The following is a 21,753-nucleotide window of genomic DNA, read 5'->3' as shown; positions in this document are numbered from 1 at the left end:
GACTTTTTTTTATTCCTGTATAGACAGGAATCTCATTTATATTGTCGCTTAATACAAAATTTATATGGTTATATTGAAGCGAGAAGAATTATCCCATTCACTAATGTTTATTTCCCGCTGAATTCGTAGATTTTCGCTGATCAAGTCTATATTCTAAATTCTAAAATTTTCGATAGCATTGTTGCAACGGTTTATCCTCTTTAATACCTACTTCTTCTTTTTAGCATAATAATCATTCAACACAATTCCTGCGAAGGCAGGAATCTCATAAATGAAGTTCTTTATTACAACGATACTGATAAATTACAACGAAGCGTATTTCCTCATTCGCTAATGTTTATTTCCCGCTGATTACGCAGATGTTCGCAGATGTTCGCAGATTAAGTATTAATTATATATTCTTAAAGTTCCGATAGCTTTCGAACGATCTATTCCTTTTAAATACTCACTTCTTTTTAGCATAATAATCATTCAACACAATTCCTGCGAAGGCAGGAATCTCATAAATGAAGTTCTTTATTACAACGATACTGATAAATTACAACGAAGCGTATTTCCCCATTCGCTAATGTTTATTTCCCGCTGATTACGCAGATGTTCGCAGATCAAGTATTAAATATATATTCTTAAAGTTCCGATAGCTTTCGAACGATCTATACCTCTTAAATACTTACTTCTTTTTAGCATAATAATCATTCAACACAATTCCTGCGTAGGCAGGAATCTCATAAATGAAGTTCTTTATTACAACGATACTGATAAATTACAACGAAGCGTATTTCCCCATTCGCTAATGTTTATTTCCCGCTGATTACGCAGATGTTCGCAGATGTTCGCAGATCAAGTATTAATTATATATTCTTAAAGTTCCGATAGCTTTCGAACGATCTATTCCTTTTAAATACTCACTTCTTTTTAGCATAATAATCATTCAACACTGTTTTGCGACCAATAGTTCTAGTAATAATGTCCTTTTCCATATCCCAACCACGCGCTGGCGAATATTGACGGGCATACCAGATTATTTGTAAATGTAAGTCGTTCCAGATGTCTTCCGGAAATAGTCGTTTAGCATCTTTCTCTGTTTGAACCACATTTTTACCATTTGTAAATCCCCAACGATACATTAATCTATGGATATGCGTATCTACTGGGAAAGCAGGTATTCCAAAGGCTTGCGATAAAACTACAGCTGCTGTTTTATGTCCAACAGCTGGTAACGCTTCTAAATCTTCATAAGTTTTAGGAACTTGACCGTCGTGTTTATCAATAAGTATATGTGATAAACCATGAATACCTTTACTTTTCATCGGTGATAATCCAACAGGTCTAATAATATCTCGTATTTCATCAACCGTTAGTTTTATCATATCATAAGGATTGTCGGCCTTTGCAAAGAGTAGCGGCGTTATTTTATTTACGCGAACATCGGTGCTTTGAGCGGACATTAAAACGGCAATTAGTAAGGTGTATGGATCTTTATGATCTAAAGGCACGGGAATAGTTGGATATATTTCCTTTAACGTTTTTATAACGAATTCTACCTTTTCTTGCTTGGTCATAATTTGTATGTTTACAGAAATTGAATTTAAACAAAGATACTATGACAAATTTGAAACCAGGAGATAAAGCACCAGATTTTACGGCTAAAGACCAAGATGGAAATGCTATTTCTTTAAGCGATTATAAAGGAAAAAAATTAGTGTTGTTTTTTTATCCTAAAGCCAGTACGCCAGGGTGTACGGCTGAAGCTTGTAATTTAAGTGATAATTACAGCCGTTTTCAAAAAGAAGGTTATGATATTTTAGGTGTCAGTGCTGATAGTGAAAAAAGACAAAGTAATTTTAGAAATAAATACGATTTTCCATATCCACTTTTAGCCGATGAAGATAAAGCAGTTATTGAGGCCTATGGTATTTGGGGACCGAAAAAATTTATGGGCAAGGAATACGATGGGATTCACAGAACTAGCTTTGTTATTGATGAAAATGGATTGATTGAAGAGGTTATTTCAAAAGTAAAAACCAAAGCGCATACGGATCAGATCTTGGATTAAAATCAAGCTTTAGATTACTATTGGTATTATATTTAAACAGTTTTATAATCTGTAGCTAATACCAAACAAAATGTAACGCGGAAACAAAACAGTAGCCTGTTCATTTACTGTGGTAATATCATAGTTAGTAATGACTCTAGTCTTACTATCTAGTAGGTTGTTTGCTTTAAGTAAAAAAGTCCAAGCACTTTCTGCTTTATTATAAGTTATTTCAGCGTTTAATGAATTATAACTAGAACTTGTTTTCGTTATGTTTTTGTTTTTAAAAAATGTTTGATCAAAACTGGTGTTTATTTTCCAATTTTCTGGCTCATAGCGCAGGCCAAAGTACATATCAGTGGTTACACTAGTATTATTAAAGCTATCGAATTTGTTTTTATCTAGTCGATGTTTGAAAGCGATATCATAATTTAAAGGATGGTTAAAATAACTTTCAAAACTTAAATCGATTCCGTAACTATCTCGTTTATTTTCAACTTCTATGTTGTTTATAATCGAGTGGAAACTGGCGATTTCGAAAGTAGGTGTCAATCTAATTCTATAGTATTTATGACTGTACGCTGTTCTAAAATTTAGAAGATAATTATCATTCGGATTTATACCATTTAGGGGCTTTGTTTCAGAATAAATACTATTAAGAGAGCGGTTATAAATTAGGGGATTATTTGTTTTTTTATAATAAAAAGAAGGAAAGTAGCTAATACCATAAGATTTAAAGTTTCTATAATTTATAGAAAATCGATTGGAAACGCTCAAAGTTAAGTCTGAATTTCCATAAAAAATAGAATTGAATGATTTTATCTGGTTTCTCAGTAAAATGTTGTCAAAATCAAAAAACCGGCTAGTACTTTTATAAGATACTTTGAGATCCTTTTTAGTATCAAACTCCCACGTAGCATTTATTTCAGGTAACCAATAAGTTTCAGAGTTTTTGGCTTTACTATCTATTTGAGTGCTTTTCCAGTTATGACTTTCTAGGTTTAGTTTGGCTTCTATCAATATATCGCCAAGATAGCTGCGAACTTCTAAATAGGCGTTTGATTTTAAGTATTTGTTTTCTGTATCATTACTAAAATTTGAAAAGCTATTAATACTGTTGTCGGATAAATTCTGATAATTATTGAATTTTATATCGCTACTTTGATAATCTAGTTCTAAAAAAGTATTTAAATGAAGCAGATTATTTACAATCCAATATAATTTTACATTATTAGTAAGGAGATTTTTATCGACATCAATAATTTTATTTATGTTATAATTTTCGTCTATATCTAAAGGAATAGAGCTATTAAATAAATTAGTAGGACTTATCCATTGTGTTAATCCTGAATTATCCTGGTAATTATATTTAGAGAAAAATGTTAAGGTATGCTTTTTTGATAGCTTGGACTTTAAAGAAGCTGAAACAAGAACTTCAGTGTTTTTTGATTTTAAATAGCTGTTATATGTCGTGTTGGTGGTGTCAAATTTTACGGCATTAAACATATCAGAATTTAAATCGGATCTATTTAATTTACTAATAATCTTGATTTCTGTGTTTGAATTGGGCTGATATTTATAATGCGTCTTGGCTAATAAACCTTTTAAATCATTGTTTGTGATGTTGGTTTTATTCTCGGTAATGTTTTCTGTTTGGTAGAACTTGGCGTTTCTAGTTTCATAATTAGAAACATCGTCAAATGCAATTGCAAAAACTCTAAACTCATTTTTTGTGTTTGGATTAAATTGCATGTTTAAAGCGTTAAATAAATGTTGATTATTGTAATATTCCGAATTTCTTAAAAATCTATTCAAATCAGAATTTAAGATGTCTGAAATATTATTATCAGACAAACCACCTTCAAAATCAATATAATCTTTAAGTGTGAAAGATTTTTCAGCCGTATTATTTAAATCACCAATATAATTATAGGTTGCTTTTTCACCGTATTTAAAAATAGTAGGATTAACTTTATATTTGTTTTCTATACCAGCATTACCCTCCAAGTCCCCAAAAATAAAATTCTTTTTGTCCTCTTTAAGGTTTATATTCATAGCAACTTCCTCACTGGTTTCTAGACCTTTCATAAAAGCCGTTTCATGATAGTCATCAATAATTTCAATTTCTAATACGGCATCTGCTGGAATATTATTTACTGCCAATTTAGATTTTCCATTAAAAAAGGGTTTGTTTTCCACCAAAACGTTAGTTACCTTTTTCCCTTGAGATGTAACATTGCCATCGCGATCCACAGTTAGACCTGGCAGTTTTTTTAATATTTCACGCAATTTACGCTCATTTCCATCTGTAAACGCGTCCACTTGGTAAGTTGTTGTGTCTTTTTTTACGGTAATAGGTGGTGTATAATTTAAAACAACTTCTGTTAAGATGTTTTTATCAAGTTGCAAAATAAAATTTTTGGGAATAGAATTAGATTGAACTAATAATGTATCATTTAAGGTTATATAACCTATATGACTTAAAGTTAACTTATAAGTCATATTTTTCTTTAGTTCAAGGGAAAATTCACCCTTTTCACTACTTGTTGCATAACTCATGCTCACGTCCTTATCTTGCGGAAAAGCCAAGATGTTTACCTGTTCTAAAAGTGTACTATCCGATCCGTTTATAACGCCGTGCAAGTTCACCTGTGCACAAATACCAGAAGTAAATAACACTAATAAGAGTAAGATTCTGTAGGTCATTAACTATAAATTAAAGTCTAATTAATCATCGGTTTCTGTACGGTTTTTACGCATTAGTATAACCTTTTCTCTTGGAGAAATTTCAGGACCATCTTTTAATTTTGGAAGTTCAAGGTTTTCTTGCTCATTTAGTGAGATTTTAGAAACGTAATAGACAAAACCTTTTCTAATTTCAATTTCTAAAATTAATCCTGGCAAGCCACCATAGCCGGCAGGGCCATATGGAACTGGAATATCGGGAGCATACCAAGCCTCTCTTAAATAATTAGTTTGATTTCTTTCATTAAACTCATTTTTAGATGCTTTATAACATGTAAATCCTTCAATATTTTTGGTTTCATTGGAAAGCGTCCAGGAATTCATTTTAGTACTATCCACAACAATATATTCTTTATTCCCTATTTTATAATTGTAATAAATATTTTTAGATTCTAAATTTTGGAAATATGAGCTTTTACTTAATGTTATTATGGCTGCCATAGTTGCCAAATATTTATTTTGAGGCACATTTCTTTTCTTTTCAAAAAAAGAACCTTTTTCATTAAATATCAATGAGAAACTCATTAACGTTGTTTCATTGTTTACTTGTTTCATTTCATCATCTGTATCATCATGCTCCTCTGGATGGGTTATTTTATATGTTATTTCCCCAGTTTGTCCATAAACTGAAAAGTTAAATAAAAGTAATAGTACTATTAATTTGTAAATGTTGTTAATTGTCATATTGTAAAAAATAAAATAACTGGTAACTACAAAGTAATAACCAATTGTTAGTAAAATTATCCAACGTAATCGCATACTAAACAGAGATTCACGGTCATATTTCTATAGTATAATTTTTAGAAAAACAAAGCTCTTGCATTAGATTAGTATTTATGTTAAATACATGATTTTGAAGACTGTAAATAAACAAAAGATGATTTGATAATTCGAATGTATACATATATATGACAAAAAAGAAAGTTTTTTTAGACAAATATGTACCGTTTAACGAAAAACGAAAATACCGTTACGGTTTTACCGTAAAACGACCTAGTTTGAGCACTTTGACAAAATGTCTGATTTTAATTTTGTTGGTTTTTTAGAGAATTTTGATAGGATTGTTCAAATTCCTATTTATACCAAAAAGCGTATAAAAGAATTACATACCTGTTGTTTTTTGCTTAAAAACTGTCTATGTTATTTAGCTATAATTCAGAACAAGGCACACATTTTAGTTTGCAAGGCCCTTCACTAACCAAACAAAAGTCTGGTTTGTTGGCGCAGTTTTCAGCCACTAATTTATTTTGTTGTTCACAAAGCTCTTTATTACTTCCTCTGGAATCACCAACAACAGTTGTTGCAAAAATAGTGATTACTACCACGCATACGGGACATGATTTATTATTTAACTTCTCCTTTATAATATCATCATTTAACCGAAAACCAGACTCCAGGGTATCATAAAAATCAGATTTAGTAATGTTTTCTGACACTATAATTGTGTTCTCTTTAAGTAAAATGTCATCCTTATATTCATCAAACCTAATGGTTTTATCATCAAAGTTTATATTACGAATATCCATTTTATAATCAGTACCATAAAAGGCATTAAGACGATTATTTTTGGCATCTGGAACGAAAGTAACTTCCTTGGTGAATTCAAAAAATATGTGAGTTTTTCCGTAGCTAGTGGTTAGAAAAACAGCTAAAGTATCTGTATCATAACTGAAGTCGTATTTCTTATTATCTATTTCTACATAAATGTGTTTAAAAGTCTTTGTATCTACCGCTTTACTAACTTCAATGTCAGGCTGAACTTGGTTAGAAACAGATTCTCTTTTTTCTTTACAATTAAAAAACATGACAGTACATAATACAATACTTGTAATATAAAGTGTTTTATTCATGACTAAAATATTAGAATTTAGAAGCGCCATTATGATAAATAAAAGAAAAAGAATAAACACAGAAATTTAAATGCTATTACTAATCTGCATAAACATTTTTATAGTCGTTTGTAGTTAGAATAGTAGCCAAGTCCTCTTCTAAAGTGCGAACCGACATCTCTACAATTCGGTTAAGTTCCACACCGTTTTTGTAAACTATAAAGGTTGGTACTTGAATAATATTATACGTGTTTTCTATACCTTCTGGAGATAGTTTATTAACATCTAGAGCGTAATATTCTATAACATTTTCTTGGATATTTATAGCATCCAAAATTTTCGTAAACCTTGGAACATCACGATGACTATCACTACACCAAGTTCCCAATATTATTTTGAAGCTTATATTTTCTGTCGATACACTTTTTAAAGTCTCCATAGCTAGAGCATTAAATTGATAGGCTTCATAATTAGTGGAAAACCATTGGTTAAAAGTTGAATTATTAACTAATTCTGCTCTCGAAATTTCACCTATTAAATCACAGCTAGCACATTCAGCTATTTCCGTTTCAATAAATTCAGCTTCAGATTCTTCTGTGTTTACGACTTTATTGCCAGCGGTTTTACAAGATTGTATTAAAACAAAGTAAAACAGTACTACAAATGCTAATTTATAATTCATGATAATTTAATTTTTAAAAATTTCTAGGACGCATCATTTCTTCGGCTTCATAACCAAATAAGCTTTTCTCTTTAATTAATTTAGAAACGCCTTCTGGTAACATAGTTTCCCAACTATTATCGCCATCTGCTATTTTTTTAAGAACATCTCTAGAAAAAACGTCTAAAATAGTGTTGTCATAGTCTGTAATGTCAACTACTTTCCCATTGTATTTAAAAAACTTATAAAGTTCTTTCATACGTGGATGAACTTTTAAATTTTCACTCGTAATTACCTCACCATCCTCATCATGCATCGGGTAAAGGTACACGCGTAAATCTTTAAAGAATAATTTACCAAAAGCCTCTAGAATACCACCACTTAAATGTCTGTAATATTTCTCATCAAAAATATCTACTAGATTATTAACACCCATGGCAAGTCCCATACGACTTTTTGTATATTGTGATAAATACTCCACCAGCTTATAATACTCCTGAAAATTCGAAATTAAGACGGTATGCCCAAGTGAACAGAGCAGTTTGGCACGATCCATAAAATCTTGTTCGTCAATTTCGCCTTCTGCGCGTAAATTAGATAAGGTAATTTCAAAAACTACTTGGGTTTTATTTTTATCAACCTTATTTTCTTTAAGAAACATTTCGTGCGATTTCTCAAACATATCTATATTCACTTTAGTAACCGGACGGAAACTTCCTCTTAAAGCTAGAATGTTCTTTTTATAAAGCACACGAGCCGGAAGTACGTTATTACCATCTGGCGCAAACATAACGGCATCTGTCATACCATTCTTAACCAATTGCAAACTCATTAATCGGTTATCAACGTCTTTAAAAGCAGGTCCAGAAAAGTTAATCGTGTCTATTTCTAATTGATCTTTATCTAAATGATCGTATAAATAGCGTAGTAATTTTTTTGGTTGGTTATATTTATAGAAAGCACCGTAAATAAGGTTAGTACCTAAAACACCTAACGTTTCTTGTTGTAAACGCGCATCATTTTCCTTAAAACGTAAGTGTAAAGAAATTTCATTATAAGGCTGACCGGCTTCAATTTGATAGCGTAATCCAACCCAACCGTGACCTTTATACTGTTTTGCAAAGTCAATTGTTGTTACCGTGTTGGCATAAGAAAAGAATAATTTATTAGGGTGTTTATCTCTGGTTAAACGTCTTTCCATGATATCAATCTCATGGTTTAGCATTTTTAACAAACGGGTTTCCGTAACATACCGGCCATCTGCTTCAATGCCGTAAATAGCATCACTAAAATCCTTATCGTAAGCAGACATAGCTTTAGCAATGGTCCCAGAAGCGCCACCAGCTCTAAAAAACTGCCGAACGGTTTCTTGTCCTGCACCAATTTCGGAAAATGTTCCGTAAATATTTTCGTTTAAATTAATACGAAGTGCTTTAGTGTTTAATGATGGAATTTCATCAAACTCTTTATCACCTTTTAAGCTAATTTCCATTGTAAACTCCGATTATTTCTAATGAACAAAGGTATCAAATCGGGTGGTCAAACAAAAAAATAACCTTATTTTTGTTTCAAAATTAATACCATTGAAAATTACATTTTTAGGCACAGGTACATCGCAAGGAATTCCCGTTATTGGTAGTAAGCATCCCGTGTGTTTAAGCCCGAACCCAAAGGACAAAAGACTGCGTGTTTCCGTACTTGTAGAATGGGATCAATATACGTATGTAATTGATTGCGGACCTGATTTTAGACAGCAAATGTTGCGTGCCAATTGCACGAAAATAGATGCTGTTATTTTTACCCACGAACATGCCGATCATACGGCTGGATTGGATGACATCCGACCTTACTTTTTTAACCAAGGCCCAATTCCTGTTTATGCGCACAAACGTGTTTTAGGTGAATTGTCGCGGCGTTTTGATTATATTTTTACAACCGAAAACAAATATCCAGGTGCGCCAAGTGTGGTGCAGCATGAAGTTAAAAATGAACCATTTCCTTTGGCTGATATTCATGTAGTACCTATAGATGGCATGCATTACAACATTCAAGTTTTTGGTTATCGCTTTAAAAACTTCGCCTATTTAACAGACATGAAAACCATTAAAGATGTTGAATTACAGAAATTAAAAGGCTTAGATGTTTTAGTTATTAATGCGTTGCGTGAAAGCGAACACCCATCACATTTAAATTTAGAACAAGCGTTAGAAATTATTGCAATAGTTAAGCCTAAACGTGCTTATTTAACGCATATTAGCCATTTACTAGGGTTTCATGATGTTGTTCAAGAAACCTTACCAGAAAACGTTTTTTTAGCTTACGATAACTTACAAATTACCATATAATGAAGAGTAGAATATTTATGTACCTGTTTATTTTTTCCATGCTTTTAGTAGTATTTCAATACGTAAACTCAAAACGTATTTTAGAATCTTACGAAGAGAAAATTGTAAAGAAAGAAGCGCATAGGGTACGCGATGGCGTAAAATTTACCGATTCAATCTCTGATATGCGTGATGAAATTTCAAAATTATCGGAATTTTCTGTTATGAACACAGAATCGGCGTTAAGCTATTTTGAAGAAAAAGGCTATAGTGTAAGTGAGTTAATACCATTTATAAAAGACCAACTTTACGAACTGAATTTAGTAAAAGGGGATGAGCACCCATTAATTCCTTTTCCAGCACTAAACGGAGGGAAAATGATGATTGATCAAATTCGTGTTTTAAATCATAAATGGATTATAACCAATTTTACTGATGGAAAATATTGGGGTGAAATGTTTCTTAGTTATGAATTAAGTGAAGACAAGAAATTAACTTTTAAGGTTGAAAAGTCTTTCTTATATCCGTTCAATTAACCACTTATTGAAATCATAAAAGTTTTGTGGCGCTACACCATGACCAACAGGGAATTCCGCATATTGGTTTTTAATATTCAGGCTGTCTAAAAATTTAGGCGCCTGTCTAGCCCAATCCACTGGAATAACTTGATCCACACTTCCATGAGAGCAGTAAAAATCTAAATTAGAATAATCTTTTTCCGAAGGATTCTCTGGAATAATATTCGGGTTAATATAACCACTTAAAGCGATAACATTCTTAACTTTTTCCGGGTAGGTTAGTGCTACAGCATAGCTTAAAATCGTGCCTTGACTAAACCCTAATAAGTTTACATTATTACTATTTACTGGATACGTACTACAAGCATAATCTATAAACTGCGCTATTTGGTCGCGAGAATCTTTAGCTTGTTCATCATCGCTCCATTTGCCTTTTTCATTATCAAAATTTATAGCGTACCAAGCATTTCCGTAGGGCTGCATAGCTTGCGGTGCGCGAAGTGAAATTATAAATAATTCTTCAGGGAGCTCGGTAGCGAAAGAAAACAAATCGTTTTCATCACTGCCATATCCATGACATAAAATAAGTAATGGTGCGTTTTCTTTTAATGTTGAAGGACGCGTTATATAATGTAAGTTTTGTGTAGTCATAGTTATGCGATAGTTGAAAATAATTTTTGATAAAGTGGGCCTAAAAGCGGGACTTCTTTGCAAGTTGTAGTAATTGCGGAGTAAATTCCATACATGAAAAGTACGCCCATTGCTATCCAAAAACCTATTGAAATTGAAAAATTGTCAAATGAGCTAACAAAATAGCCTACAATCATATAAGTTAGGTTTAACCCGAGTCCTTGCTTGGCATGAAATGCCGTAAATGGATTCTTTTTATCGCTATTCATAATAATAGCGATAACACTACCGATAATAGTGAAATAGGCAATTAACGCCATTGTTTTTCCATCTTGAATGGTTTCTTCTGTCATCATTATTTCAATATAACTTTATTGTTTGCAATTACACCATAAACTTTTCCTTTTAGTTCAGAACCTTCAAAAATAGCATTTTTAGAAGTCGATGTTATATGCGTTTTGTTAAATGTATACGTTTCGTTTGGATTAAATAAACTCAAGTTTGCTTTTTCGCCAACGGAAATGGTATTGGGTTCTATTCCAAAACGTTGCTTTCCTTTGGTTAATATATCCACCGTTTTCTTGGTGGTGAATAACGTTTGCAAGGCACCGAAAGCTGATTCTAATCCAATAGTGCCATATTTAGCATGATCAAATTCTACTTTTTTATGTTCAATATCAATCGGGTTATGGTCGGATGTTACCATATCGATCGTGCCATCTTTAAGTCCGTTTATTAATTCATTAACATCCGATTCTGTTCTAATTGCCGGTAAAACCTTAAAGTTTGTGTTGAAGGTTGAAAGTGCATCATCTGTAAAGTATAAATTATGAATGGCAACGCTACAGGTTACATTGAGCTTCTTCTTTTTGGCTTCGCGAATTAGGCTAACCGATTTCTCTGTTGAAATGGTTGGTATGTGTAGTTTTCCACCTGTATATTCTAGCAGAAATAAATCGCGGGCTATTTGTAATTCTTCGGCTAAAGCTGGATTTCCTTTCAAACCTAATCGGGTGCTAGATATATGTTCGTTCATAACGCCAGATCTAGAAATTCGTGATTCCTGCGGAAAAGCCATAATTAAACCCTCAAAATTACTTGCATATTGCAAAGCAATTTTCATGAGGTTAGGGTTTTCAATTGGTTTCTGGTAATCGTAAAAAGCAACTGCGCCAGCTTGACTCATATCAAACAATTCAGCCATGTTTTCACCTAAACCACCTTTTGTTAAGGCGCCAATAGGGTATAATGAAACGGCATGGTTTTGAGATTTTGCTTTTACCAACGAAATATCAGCAAAACTATCAATAACTGGATTGGAGTTAGCGTTTAAAATCACAGCGGTAAAACCTGAAAAAGCAGCTGTTTTAAGTCCGTTAGCAATGGTTTCACGTTCCTCATAACCTGGTTCCCCAAAACTTACGCTACTATCAAACCAACCTTGAGAAACATGGAGATTATCTAAAGTGATTTCTTTGTAATCGTTTGGGTTTTTTATAGTCGGAGCTATGTTGGCAATAATTCCTTTTTCAATTAAAATATCGACTGACTGATTATGAAAATCGCTTTTGGAATCAATTATTGTGGCGGATTTTATGAGTACGTTCATTTAAAATATTTTAAGATGAGCATTTCAATAATTATAAAAGCTAGTGCAAAAATAACAAACCATTTCCATAGCGCATTGATTTTTGTATCACTTTTTATGGTTTCAAAAATAGCGCTAACCGAATCACTAACTTCAACGTTGGTTAATAGGCTCAAATCTTGATAACTTAAGTCACTTTCCATACGGTTGTAGTTATAACTTACATTGGCAATAGCTGCTGTTTTGTTTTCAATGCGGTAAACACCAGCAATATCTGGAATGTCGGTGGTTGTAATGCTGACTTTATCATTAAAGTATTGCTGCATAGGAATCATGTTCACGGATTCGTTTGCCAATTTTAATACACCATCTTGCTTCAAGTTTACTTGAATGTCAAACTTGTTTTCCTTGCCAATGGTATAGTAGAGTTGTGGTGTTTGCAAACTTTGTCGTGCCAAATTGTAAAAGGTTGGCACAATTAAATCATATTCACTGAAATTAGAATTATCCGCATTTAAAGCCGCCGTAAAAACAGCTAGTTGTTTATGTGTTAACAAAAAAGGTTTTCCATCTTCAAAAGATAATACGCTAGAACTATTAGTAGCGGTTGTCGGAAAATAGCTGTTAACTTTAGGGTATTGAAAATTAGATTCCTGCTTTTCAAATACATTTTTATAAACTGGATGCGCGTAATTGATTGCTGTGACTCGTTTTTCGGCAATTATCACCTCCTTTGTATTAATTTCATAAACGCCTAATAAGTCATTATAGGTATTTATTTGAGAAGAAGTTGCTGGAATAACAATTACATAGCCTCCTTGTTTCATAAATGCTTTTAATGAATTGTTTAGGGAATTCGGAAGCGACTCCAATTCATTTAAAACAATTAATTGCTGGTTTTCAACAACACTATAATTCAGTTGGTTTAAGCTTGTATTTGTCAACTGAAACTCATCAGAAGCAAATAAGCGTTCTAAATAATTGCTAGAAGTTTTCTCATGAATAGTTAAAACATTGATTTGTGATGGTTCATCAATATTAAAGAACAGTTCGTTATCAAATTGTAAACCAATATCATCAATTATAATTCTGCCGTTTACAATGCTTTTTTCAGTCAGCGTAAATTCGGCAACCACTTGATCTGTAATAACGGCTGTTGTTTTAGCTAATAATTTTTCGCCATCATATAGTGAAATCGGAATGGCGTTATTTTTACTTCCTGTCGCTTTTAAATGCACCTGCAATGCAGTATTGCTAGCTGTGGTACTGGAAATGCTCAAACTATCAATCGACACATTTTGAATATTTACGGGATTCAATTTTACGGCATGAAGTTTATAAAGTGAATCGTTTGATGCTTTGAAATCTTTATCTTGTTCTTGAAAATCGGAAATAAACACCAAATTACGATTCAAATTTGATGTTTGGCTGAATAATTTCGAACTCTTCGACAAAGCCGCATCATAAGGCAACTGATTTGGTGCATAGTCCAACTGCAACAAATCATTTTGAATGCTTTTTAGAGTCGTGTTTTTGTAAACCGCTGTGTTGGTTACTAGTGATATTTGATCGTCAGGATTTAAACTTTCAACCAATTCTTGTGCGGCACGTTTTAGTAATTCACCTTGATCACCTTTGGCTTGCATGCTGAAACTGTTATCTAAATAAATAACGGTTTCAGGAGTCGTATTAAAGGTGTTACTTTTAGAAGTAAAAGGTTGGGCAAAGGCAATAATTAAACACGCCAATAATAACATCCGCGTAAGTAATATCAACCATTTCTTTATTTGTGAGCTTTTACGTGTTTGAAGTGTTACTTTTTTTAAGAACGCTACATTGGTAAACGACTCCTTTTGAAATTTACGCAATTGGAATAAATGAACAATAATCGGGATGAGAAGCAAAAATAGAGCGTAAAGTATTTCCGGGTGTTTAAACTGCATTCCTAATTAGTGTTTCCTACAAAAATAGTGTTTACGTTGAAATAGAAAACCTTTTAACAACAAATTAAACGATTAACAATAAAAGAAGTAGTCGACAGCAGATTTCAAAGCTAAATCCGATAGATATTTTTTTATATTCTTTTGTTCCTTTTTATTAGCAACTGTGATTATACAGTGCGGATTACGTAGGGTTTCTAGGTAATTAGTCGCCTGCAAAGTATTATCATAAATATCCTTTCCTATTTTTTTCGGATTATCGCAAATCCAATAAAACGGAATATTTTGCGTCTGTAATAATCTAGCCACCGTTTTACCTTTTTTTCCAGCGCCCCAAAGCACTAATGGTTTGGAAGCGTTATAATCTAATTCTAAAAAATAGTTGACTTTAAGTTCTAAAAAGTGGTTTTCCGCATAATTTTGGTGAGTTCTGGATGTTCGTGTGCTATAATCACGCCATAAATGAAGCGTTTCATTACAAGGAATACATTTTATATTGTATTTGTAAAACCGAAAAGCTAAATCATAATCTTCAGGATAGGTATTTGGATTAAACCCGTCACAGGCTATAAAATCGTCACGATGTACCATCCAACAAGGTGATGGAATAACACATTCTTTATAGATTTCAGAATAATTAGATCCTTTAGCAGTTAAATTATTCAACCATATTTCGTATTTGGCATAACCATCGCTGATTCCATCTTTTCTAAAGTATTTTACTTGTCCGACAGTTAAATGACCTTTTCCATATTCTTTTAGGCTAGAAATCATTACTTTTAATCTATTAGGTGTCATAATATCATCGCTATCCATTCTGGTGATATAATTTCCAGAACTTTTTAAAAAAGCAAATTGCAAAGCGTCAATAATGCCTGAACCTGGATTTTCATACAATTTTATGCGTTTGTCTTTTGCTGCAAACTCGGAAACTATTTTAAAACTATTATCATCAGATCCATCATCTACAATTACCAACTCCCAATTTGTGTGGGTTTGGTTAACAATAGACCGCAAGCATTCCGAAATAAAACTCTCTGTATTTTTAAAAGGAGTGACTATACTTATTTGGGTTTCGCACATGTTGCGAATATAGTTAAACTTCATTTTAACAAAAAGTTATAGTTAAAATGTGTAACGCATTGTATTTTTGAACGTCAAGTAAAAAACTTAATTTATTAAAATGAAAAAAACTTTAGCCATTATTGGTTTTTCCACATTGCTTGTTGCTTGTGGATCCTCTACGAAAACAAGTAGTGACGATTTAGCCACTAGCAACCCCATTGAAACGGTAATTGATATTACCAAAGTAACCGATGATAAAGTACCTGTAAATATTAACCCAGGACGTTTTACGGTTGAAACGGTAACATACAGACTTCCAAAAGTAGTTCAAGGAACATATTCTGTAAGTGATTTTGGAAAATACGTTGACACTTTTGAAGCATATGATTATAACGGAAATAAATTAGAAACAAACAAAATCGATACTAACTCTTGGACTATCGGTAATGCCAAGGAATTAGATTACATTACATATTATGTAAATGATACATTTGATCAAGAAAAAGTTGGTGGAATTGGTGGAGAAGTACCATTTTCTCCTGCAGGAACGAACATCGAGCCAAATAATTACTTATTAAACTTACATGGTTTTATTGGCTATTTTGATTCTTTAAAAAACAGTCAATATAAATTGGATGTTATTGCACCTTCAGATTTGGTAAGAACATCTTCTTTACAATTAGCAGACACCAAAACAAGTGCTGACGGTAATGTAGTAACGTCTTCTTATTTTGCACCACGTTATTTTGATATTACAGATAACCCAATGATGTACGGGAAATTGGACGTTGAAGAATTTCAAGTAGGTGATATAAAGGTTATGTTGAGTGTTTATTCGCCAAACGGAATCCATACAGCTAAATCGATGAAAGATGCGATGCAGAAAATGATGGAAGCTCAAAAAACATATTTAGGTGATATTAATAGTACACCTCGTTATGATATTTATGTTTATTTATCAGATGGGGAGGAAGGTTCTCCTAAAGGTTTTGGCGCATTAGAGCACCATACGTCAACAACTGTAGTTATGCCAGAATCTATGCCGAGTGAAGCTTTAGATGCAAGTATGATTGATATTGTATCGCACGAGTTTTTTCATATTGTTACGCCTTTAAGTGTGCATTCTGATGATGTACATTATTTTGATTATCACACACCAACATTTTCAAAGCATTTATGGATGTATGAAGGTGTAACGGAATATTTTGCAACACTTTTTCAAGTTGATCAAGATTTAATTCCTGAAGATGAGTTTTATGGAAAAATAATGGAGAAAATTAGTAGCTCTTTGACTATGAATGACTCTATGAGTTTTACTAAAATGAGTGAAAATGTATTAGATGAGCCATATGCAAATCAATATTATAACGTTTACCAAAAAGGAGCATTAATAGGTATGTGTATTGATATTTTAATCCGTGAAGGAAGTGATGGCAACCGTGGTATTTTATCTATGATGAAAGAACTATCTATGAAATATGGTCAGAATAAACCTTTTGATGATGATAAAATCATGGATGAAATGGTAGCAATGACCTATCCAACTTTACGTGGCTTTTTTGATAATCACGTGATTGGCGAAACGCCGATTGATTACGATGCCTTTTTTGAAAAAGTAGGTCTTGAAATAGGTGAGGGGCCTATTAGAACAAATTATATCCAAGGAAATGGTGCTTTGATTGTAACTGGAAGCCAAGAGGCAGGAACTGTTTTCTTTACTGATAATGTATTAGCTAATAGTTTTTGGAAAGATAATGGTGTATTGCCAAACGATATAATCAAATCTGTAGATGGAACAGTTGTTACTTTACAAAATGCTAATACCGTACTTCAAGAAATGTTTTCTTGGGAAGAAAATCAAGAAGTTAATGTAGTTTTAAGCAGAAACGGTAAAGATATGGTTATTAAAAAAGCATTGACGCCTACTTATACAACAGGAAAAAGTTTACGTGCTAAATCAAACGCTACAGCGACTCAAAAAGAGTTGCGTAACGCATGGTTAAAAGGTTAATAAAGTAATTTGAAATTGATAAACACAATTTTAAAGATAAAAAAACACCTGATGATTTGTTTCATCAGGTGTTTTTTGTTTTATGGAATTAGACTTTATAAAGTCTAATATTTCGCAGACTTACCATTAGTCAGCGAGTTTTTAATAAACTCACGAATATCATCATTCGCCGTTTTTAAATCCTCTTTACGTAAATACATCATATGGCCACTTCGGTAACCTTTAAAGGTGAATCGATCATTCATCGTTCCGGCTGGATCCAATTGTCCAACCGTATATTTAGCAGCGAAATAAGTGGTTGCGCCGTCATAATAACCAGATTGTACTAATACTTTTAAATACGGGTTTTGTGCCATTGCTTGACGCAAACGATCTCTAGTATTATCATTTTGTCTATCCCAAGGATGCACATCTCCAAACATATTATATTTCATATCAGTTTTGAAGTCTAAATGCTCTCTTAAGTAATAATTAATTGCTGGCGTAAAGGAATGTAACCACGAAGAAATTTCCGCATTGTAATCAGGTGAATTTCCTGCAGTCATTTTATCAATTCCTAAATAACGAGAATCTAATCTACCCATAGTAAAACCACGGTCGCGTAATAGTTCTTTCCAGAAAAAATTGGTTGGTACATTTAAATTATGATCTAAAATAGACTTTTTATCCAAACCAGAATACAAACTGAATTTTTGTGCAACTTGTTCTCTTTCTTCCGAAGAAATAAAGCCTCCTTTTGCAATTGCGGGCATAAGTTTATCAATAGCGTAAGCTTCCACTTCTGGCAATATTTCTAATAAATCTTTTTGTTGAAGAGAAGGATCTAAAGCTTTTTGATACCAAGCAGTTGCTGCAAAATAAGGTAAATTTAAAGCCGAATAAATAGGTTGATCTGTAGAATATACTTTATAGTCTGCAGGCGACACTAAAATTACGCCATTTAAATACATCCATTGGCTGTTTTGTAACTCTTGTGCCAGACCCATTACTCGCGGTCCACCATAACTTTCACCAATTAAATATTTTGGAGATTCCCAACGATTATTTCTAGACATGAACGTGTTAATCCATTCTCCTAAATAACGAATGTCAGAATTGATACCAAAAAATTGACTTCTGTCTGGTAGTTTCCCTTCTTTATCTTCAATCATTCGGGAATAACCTGTATTTACAGGGTTTACAAAAACAATATCTGCGACATCTAAAATAGAGTAAGGATTACTTTTTACACCATAAGGTTGTACTGGATACCCTTCGTCATCAATATTTAAAATTTGCGGACCTGTATACGCAATATGCATCCAAGCCGATGCCGAACCTGGTCCGCCATTAAAAGAAATGATTAATGGACGGTTAGCTTGATCCTTAACATTACTGCGTTTATAATACGTGTAAAATAATGTGGCAATAGGGTCTCCCGCTTTGTCCCAAACAGGCTGCGTTCCAGTAGTTGCAGAATAAGCGATGTTTGCACCATTAATAGTTGTTTTATGGTTGGTAACAATCGCAGTATCAGCAGGTATTTTTCGCCCTTGTGCATGCGCATTAAAAAGTGACAAAACACTTAAAGTAAATAGTAGTTTTTTCATGAAAGTAAAATATGTAAATTGATTGATAAAGATACTGAATTAAGTTAGAAATTTTCAAAAACGCCCAATCCAAAAAGGGCGAAATCATATTTCACGGGGTCGTTTGCGTCTAGTTTCCGAAGATTAGTATCGAGTTCTAATAGTGCTTTAGCATCGTTTTGTTTTCGAGTTAGTAAACCTAATTTGCGAGCTACATTTCCGGAGTGCACATCTAATGGGCAAGATAACTGTTTGGTATGTAGTGATTTCCATATACCAAAATCGACTCCTGTATTTTCTGGTCTTACCATCCATCGTAAAAACATGTTAATGCGTTTGGCTGCAGAATTTTTTAATGGATCGGAAATATGTTTTTGGGTGCGTTGCAAGTGTTCTATTTCAAAAAATGCTTTCTTAAAGTGATGAATAGCAGGTTGTAAGCTATTTGTTTCTGAATTCTTCGCAAAAACAGCTTCAAGTCCATTATGATTTTGGTAAATATGCTGTAAGCCAGAAATAAATGTTATAAAATCCATCCCGTTAAAAGTCCGATGCACAAAAGGTTCTAGCGCTTTTAAATCGGATTTTTCATGGTTCATTATAAAATTATAAGGTTCCTGATCTAGCATTTGCATCATTCGCTGTGCGTTGTTAATAATGCTTTTCCTATTTCCCCAAGCTATTGTTGCTGTTAAAAAAGCGGAAATTTCTATATCTTTCTTTTCAGAAAACGAATGTGGTATTTTAATAGGATCGGTATCTAAAAAGTCAGACGTATTATATTGAGAAACTTTCTCATCTAAAAACTCTTTGAGCTCGGATGTTTTTAACTTTTCTGTCACGTTAGGGTTTTGTTTTTTAGTGTTTTATTGAAAATAGTAAATTGATTTATAGACACCCAATTTATTATCCAAAAAAAATATAATTCATAAAGAGTTTACCAAAAACGTTTAATTCAACAATTTTATAACCGTTTTGTCGATTGTTTTTAACTAACTACTATAAAATTAGTATATTTAATCAGTTAAAGTAGTGGTAATAATTACATTAGATGAGTTTTTTAGTTTGTTTAGTTAGTTTTAAAGAAAGGTCTCAAAGTGCTCCTGAGGCCTTTTTTTATTGAATATGGGCTGCTCTTCTTCTATTAATTCTATGTTTTAATGCGGGAATATTGAAGATAATAATCGATATAATTATTAAACCATAACTTAAAGCTTGCAATAGGGTGAAGGATTCTTTAAAATAGAAGACCGCTAGAAAAAAGTTGATTAATGGATTTAAATAAATAAAAACGCCAACAACGGAGGAGTTCAAACCTCTTAAAGCATATATATTTAAAAACATAGGAATAATTGTAAAGCCAACGGCTATTAAAGCAATCATACTATAAAAGTAGTTTGTTTTTGGTGTTTCAAAATCATAAGTCAAGAAAAATGGACTTAAGATAATTACCGCAAAAACAATCTGAACTGTTAATATTAAAAACCTATCCATCTCTTTATTTCGACGCTGCAATACTAAATAAATAGCATAGGTAAATGCTATAACCATACTATAAAGGAAATCTGACAAATTACCTAAAGACAACAATATACAAGCCGTTAAACTTAAAAATACTGAAAACCATTGTAGCTTAAAGAGTTTTTCTTTTAGGACCATATAAGCTAAAACCATGGTGAGTATCGGACATATTAAATACGCTAATGCGGTTGCACCAACGCTCACATTGTTCATTACATAAATAAAAATGTACCAATTTAATGCAAGAAAAAAACCACTAAACGCATTAATAAAAAATATGCGAATACGTTCTTTTTTTTCAAGCGACTTAAAAAGTGCTAAATTCCTTTTTAATACTTTTGGTCTGAAGAATAATGTTACAACCAACATAATTGCAGCGGCTACGATAGATCTATAACTTAAAATATCAAAAGCAGTAAAATCGGATAAAGGCCTTAAAACCAAACTAAAAAAGCCCCAAATAGTGAAAGCTAACGTTACGGCTACATAGTGTTTTGTGGTATTCATATGCGCAAATAATTAATCTGCAAATTTAGTTTTATTCTGACTAGAGTAGTTGTTAAATTCCTGTTATATTTTATTGAAATTTAAGCATAAAAAAGCCTTGAAAATCTTCAAGGCTTTACTTAATCAATACATTTGATGACTATTTTTTAGTAAGCGCTTTAATTATTTTACGGCTATATTCTTCTGCGTTTTTTGTTACGTTTTTAGGGTCGTCAATTTTTGCAGTAACAACTGCTGATAGTTGTTTGCCTTCTTCTTTAGTTAAATCGTATGCAACCGTTTCCAAAATAAATGTTTTAATTACATATGTGGAAGTAGTTGCGGGTACATAGTCGCCAAAAGTAGAGTAAGACAGAGGGTTTGAATAGTAATCAAAAAAGCCTCCATAATAATGAGCATAAAAAGGTTTTGCATGATTTGCACCCGCATAATATCCACCGCTTTCGGTAGTTTCAGTTTGCTCCTGATAATCTTTTAAAATGGTTAAAACAACAGCATTATAGCCTTCGTTCTTTAAAAACTCTTTAAAGTTTTCTAATTGTTTCTCTGAAACTTTTTCTTCATGACTAAAACTCGGCATATCTTTAAAGCTTTCAGTAGCTTTCACGCCTTTATCGCGTAGTTGTTTAGCAATTTCTTGCTCGAATTCAGTACGCACTTGTTTATTTTCCGTTCGGGCAATAACCAATACGTTACCATCTTCTAATTTATTAGTGGTTTCAGACTTCCAAGCGTCCAAAACTTTAATGCTAGAACAACTATTATTAAATACCAGAATTAAAATGGCTATTAGTTTAAAAGTATTTTTCAT

Annotated in this window: 19 protein-coding genes; 4 read left to right on the top strand and 15 right to left on the bottom strand. The window is 32.5% G+C overall.

All coding sequences use genetic code 11. From position 1 onward, the window contains the following. Positions 1-905: 905 nt before the first annotated feature. On the bottom strand, positions 906-1,562 hold the full coding sequence (locus BZARG_RS01410; protein WP_008634250.1) for an endonuclease III domain-containing protein: 657 nt from the start codon (positions 1,560-1,562) through the stop codon (positions 906-908). Positions 1,563-1,603: 41 nt separating this feature from the next. Between BZARG_RS01410 and bcp the strand changes: the two genes are divergently transcribed. After that, a complete protein-coding gene (gene bcp, locus BZARG_RS01405; protein WP_008634563.1) occupies positions 1,604-2,056 on the top strand; it encodes a thioredoxin-dependent thiol peroxidase in 453 nt (150 codons plus the stop codon). Positions 2,057-2,098: 42 nt separating this feature from the next. Here bcp and BZARG_RS01400 read toward each other — a convergent pair whose 3' ends face one another. The 5 genes from BZARG_RS01400 to BZARG_RS01380 all read right to left on the bottom strand — a co-directional run bounded on the left by BZARG_RS01400 (position 2,099) and on the right by BZARG_RS01380 (position 8,762). After that, positions 2,099-4,741 carry a peptidase associated domain and porin domain-containing protein gene (locus BZARG_RS01400; protein WP_008634727.1) on the bottom strand — a complete coding sequence of 881 codons (2,643 nt, stop codon included), beginning with the start codon at positions 4,739-4,741 and terminating at the stop codon, positions 2,099-2,101. Positions 4,742-4,762: 21 nt separating this feature from the next. Next, positions 4,763-5,464, bottom strand: a complete 702-nt coding sequence (locus BZARG_RS15145) for a GLPGLI family protein (RefSeq protein WP_008634354.1) — start codon at positions 5,462-5,464, stop codon at positions 4,763-4,765. A 464-nt stretch (positions 5,465-5,928) separates the two neighbouring features. Beyond that, the gene (locus tag BZARG_RS01390; protein ID WP_123766846.1) at positions 5,929-6,630 is read right to left on the bottom strand and encodes a hypothetical protein; all 702 of its coding nucleotides are present in this window, start codon (positions 6,628-6,630) and stop codon (positions 5,929-5,931) included. A gap of 79 nt (positions 6,631-6,709) precedes the next feature. Continuing rightward, on the bottom strand, positions 6,710-7,291 hold the full coding sequence (locus tag BZARG_RS01385; protein ID WP_008634537.1) for a thioredoxin family protein: 582 nt from the start codon (positions 7,289-7,291) through the stop codon (positions 6,710-6,712). Between the two features lie 13 nt (positions 7,292-7,304). Beyond that, complete coding sequence (locus tag BZARG_RS01380; RefSeq protein WP_008634158.1) at positions 7,305-8,762, bottom strand: hypothetical protein; 1,458 nt, start codon at positions 8,760-8,762, stop codon at positions 7,305-7,307. A 91-nt stretch (positions 8,763-8,853) separates the two neighbouring features. On the opposite strand from BZARG_RS01380, the gene BZARG_RS01375 reads away from it, so the two are divergent. Both BZARG_RS01375 and BZARG_RS01370 read left to right on the top strand, forming a co-directional pair. After that, positions 8,854-9,615: an MBL fold metallo-hydrolase gene (locus tag BZARG_RS01375; RefSeq protein ID WP_008634785.1), complete on the top strand. Its 762-nt coding sequence runs from the start codon at positions 8,854-8,856 to the stop codon at positions 9,613-9,615. Next, positions 9,615-10,130: a hypothetical protein gene (locus BZARG_RS01370; RefSeq protein WP_040287877.1), complete on the top strand. Its 516-nt coding sequence runs from the start codon at positions 9,615-9,617 to the stop codon at positions 10,128-10,130. Before BZARG_RS01375 ends, BZARG_RS01370 begins: the two co-directional genes overlap by 1 nt. Here BZARG_RS01370 and BZARG_RS01365 read toward each other — a convergent pair. The 5 genes from BZARG_RS01365 to BZARG_RS01345 form a co-directional block, all read right to left on the bottom strand. After that, a complete protein-coding gene (locus BZARG_RS01365) occupies positions 10,113-10,763 on the bottom strand; it encodes an alpha/beta hydrolase (protein WP_008634419.1) in 651 nt (216 codons plus the stop codon). The two genes, BZARG_RS01370 and BZARG_RS01365, sit on opposite strands and share 18 nt — an antisense overlap. A gap of 2 nt (positions 10,764-10,765) precedes the next feature. Continuing rightward, on the bottom strand, positions 10,766-11,098 hold the full coding sequence (locus BZARG_RS01360; protein WP_008634446.1) for a DUF4870 domain-containing protein: 333 nt from the start codon (positions 11,096-11,098) through the stop codon (positions 10,766-10,768). Then, positions 11,098-12,351, bottom strand: a complete 1,254-nt coding sequence (locus tag BZARG_RS01355; protein WP_008634248.1) for a dihydroorotase — start codon at positions 12,349-12,351, stop codon at positions 11,098-11,100. The genes BZARG_RS01360 and BZARG_RS01355 overlap by 1 nt, the downstream gene beginning before the upstream one ends. Continuing rightward, entirely contained in the window at positions 12,348-14,273 is a 1,926-nt protein-coding gene (locus tag BZARG_RS01350) for a vWA domain-containing protein (protein WP_008634783.1), read from the bottom strand. The genes BZARG_RS01355 and BZARG_RS01350 overlap by 4 nt, the downstream gene beginning before the upstream one ends. A 72-nt stretch (positions 14,274-14,345) precedes the next feature. Further along, positions 14,346-15,353: a glycosyltransferase family 2 protein gene (locus tag BZARG_RS01345; protein WP_040287876.1), complete on the bottom strand. Its 1,008-nt coding sequence runs from the start codon at positions 15,351-15,353 to the stop codon at positions 14,346-14,348. Between the two features lie 100 nt (positions 15,354-15,453). Here BZARG_RS01345 and BZARG_RS01340 point away from each other — a divergent pair, with 100 nt between their 5' ends. Next, the gene (locus BZARG_RS01340; protein ID WP_008634388.1) at positions 15,454-17,346 is read left to right on the top strand and encodes a M61 family metallopeptidase; all 1,893 of its coding nucleotides are present in this window, start codon (positions 15,454-15,456) and stop codon (positions 17,344-17,346) included. Between the two features lie 104 nt (positions 17,347-17,450). Here BZARG_RS01340 and BZARG_RS01335 read toward each other — a convergent pair whose 3' ends face one another. From BZARG_RS01335 to BZARG_RS01320, 4 genes are all read right to left on the bottom strand, one after another. Continuing rightward, positions 17,451-18,935, bottom strand: coding sequence for a S10 family peptidase (locus BZARG_RS01335; RefSeq protein WP_008634685.1), 1,485 nt, complete (start codon positions 18,933-18,935; stop codon positions 17,451-17,453). Positions 18,936-18,979: 44 nt separating this feature from the next. Beyond that, positions 18,980-19,756, bottom strand: coding sequence for a TIGR02757 family protein (locus tag BZARG_RS01330; RefSeq protein ID WP_008634772.1), 777 nt, complete (start codon positions 19,754-19,756; stop codon positions 18,980-18,982). 274 nt (positions 19,757-20,030) lie between these two features. After that, positions 20,031-20,942: an EamA family transporter gene (locus tag BZARG_RS01325; RefSeq protein ID WP_008634637.1), complete on the bottom strand. Its 912-nt coding sequence runs from the start codon at positions 20,940-20,942 to the stop codon at positions 20,031-20,033. Between the two features lie 139 nt (positions 20,943-21,081). Continuing rightward, complete coding sequence (locus BZARG_RS01320) at positions 21,082-21,753, bottom strand: hypothetical protein (RefSeq protein ID WP_008634180.1); 672 nt, start codon at positions 21,751-21,753, stop codon at positions 21,082-21,084.

Origin of the sequence: Bizionia argentinensis JUB59, from assembly GCF_000224335.1 — a bacterium.
Taxonomy (GTDB): Bacteria; Bacteroidota; Bacteroidia; order Flavobacteriales; family Flavobacteriaceae; genus Algorimicrobium; species Algorimicrobium argentinense.
The sequence above is the reverse complement of the archived record's forward strand: the minus strand, read 5'-3'. Positions and strand labels throughout refer to the sequence as shown.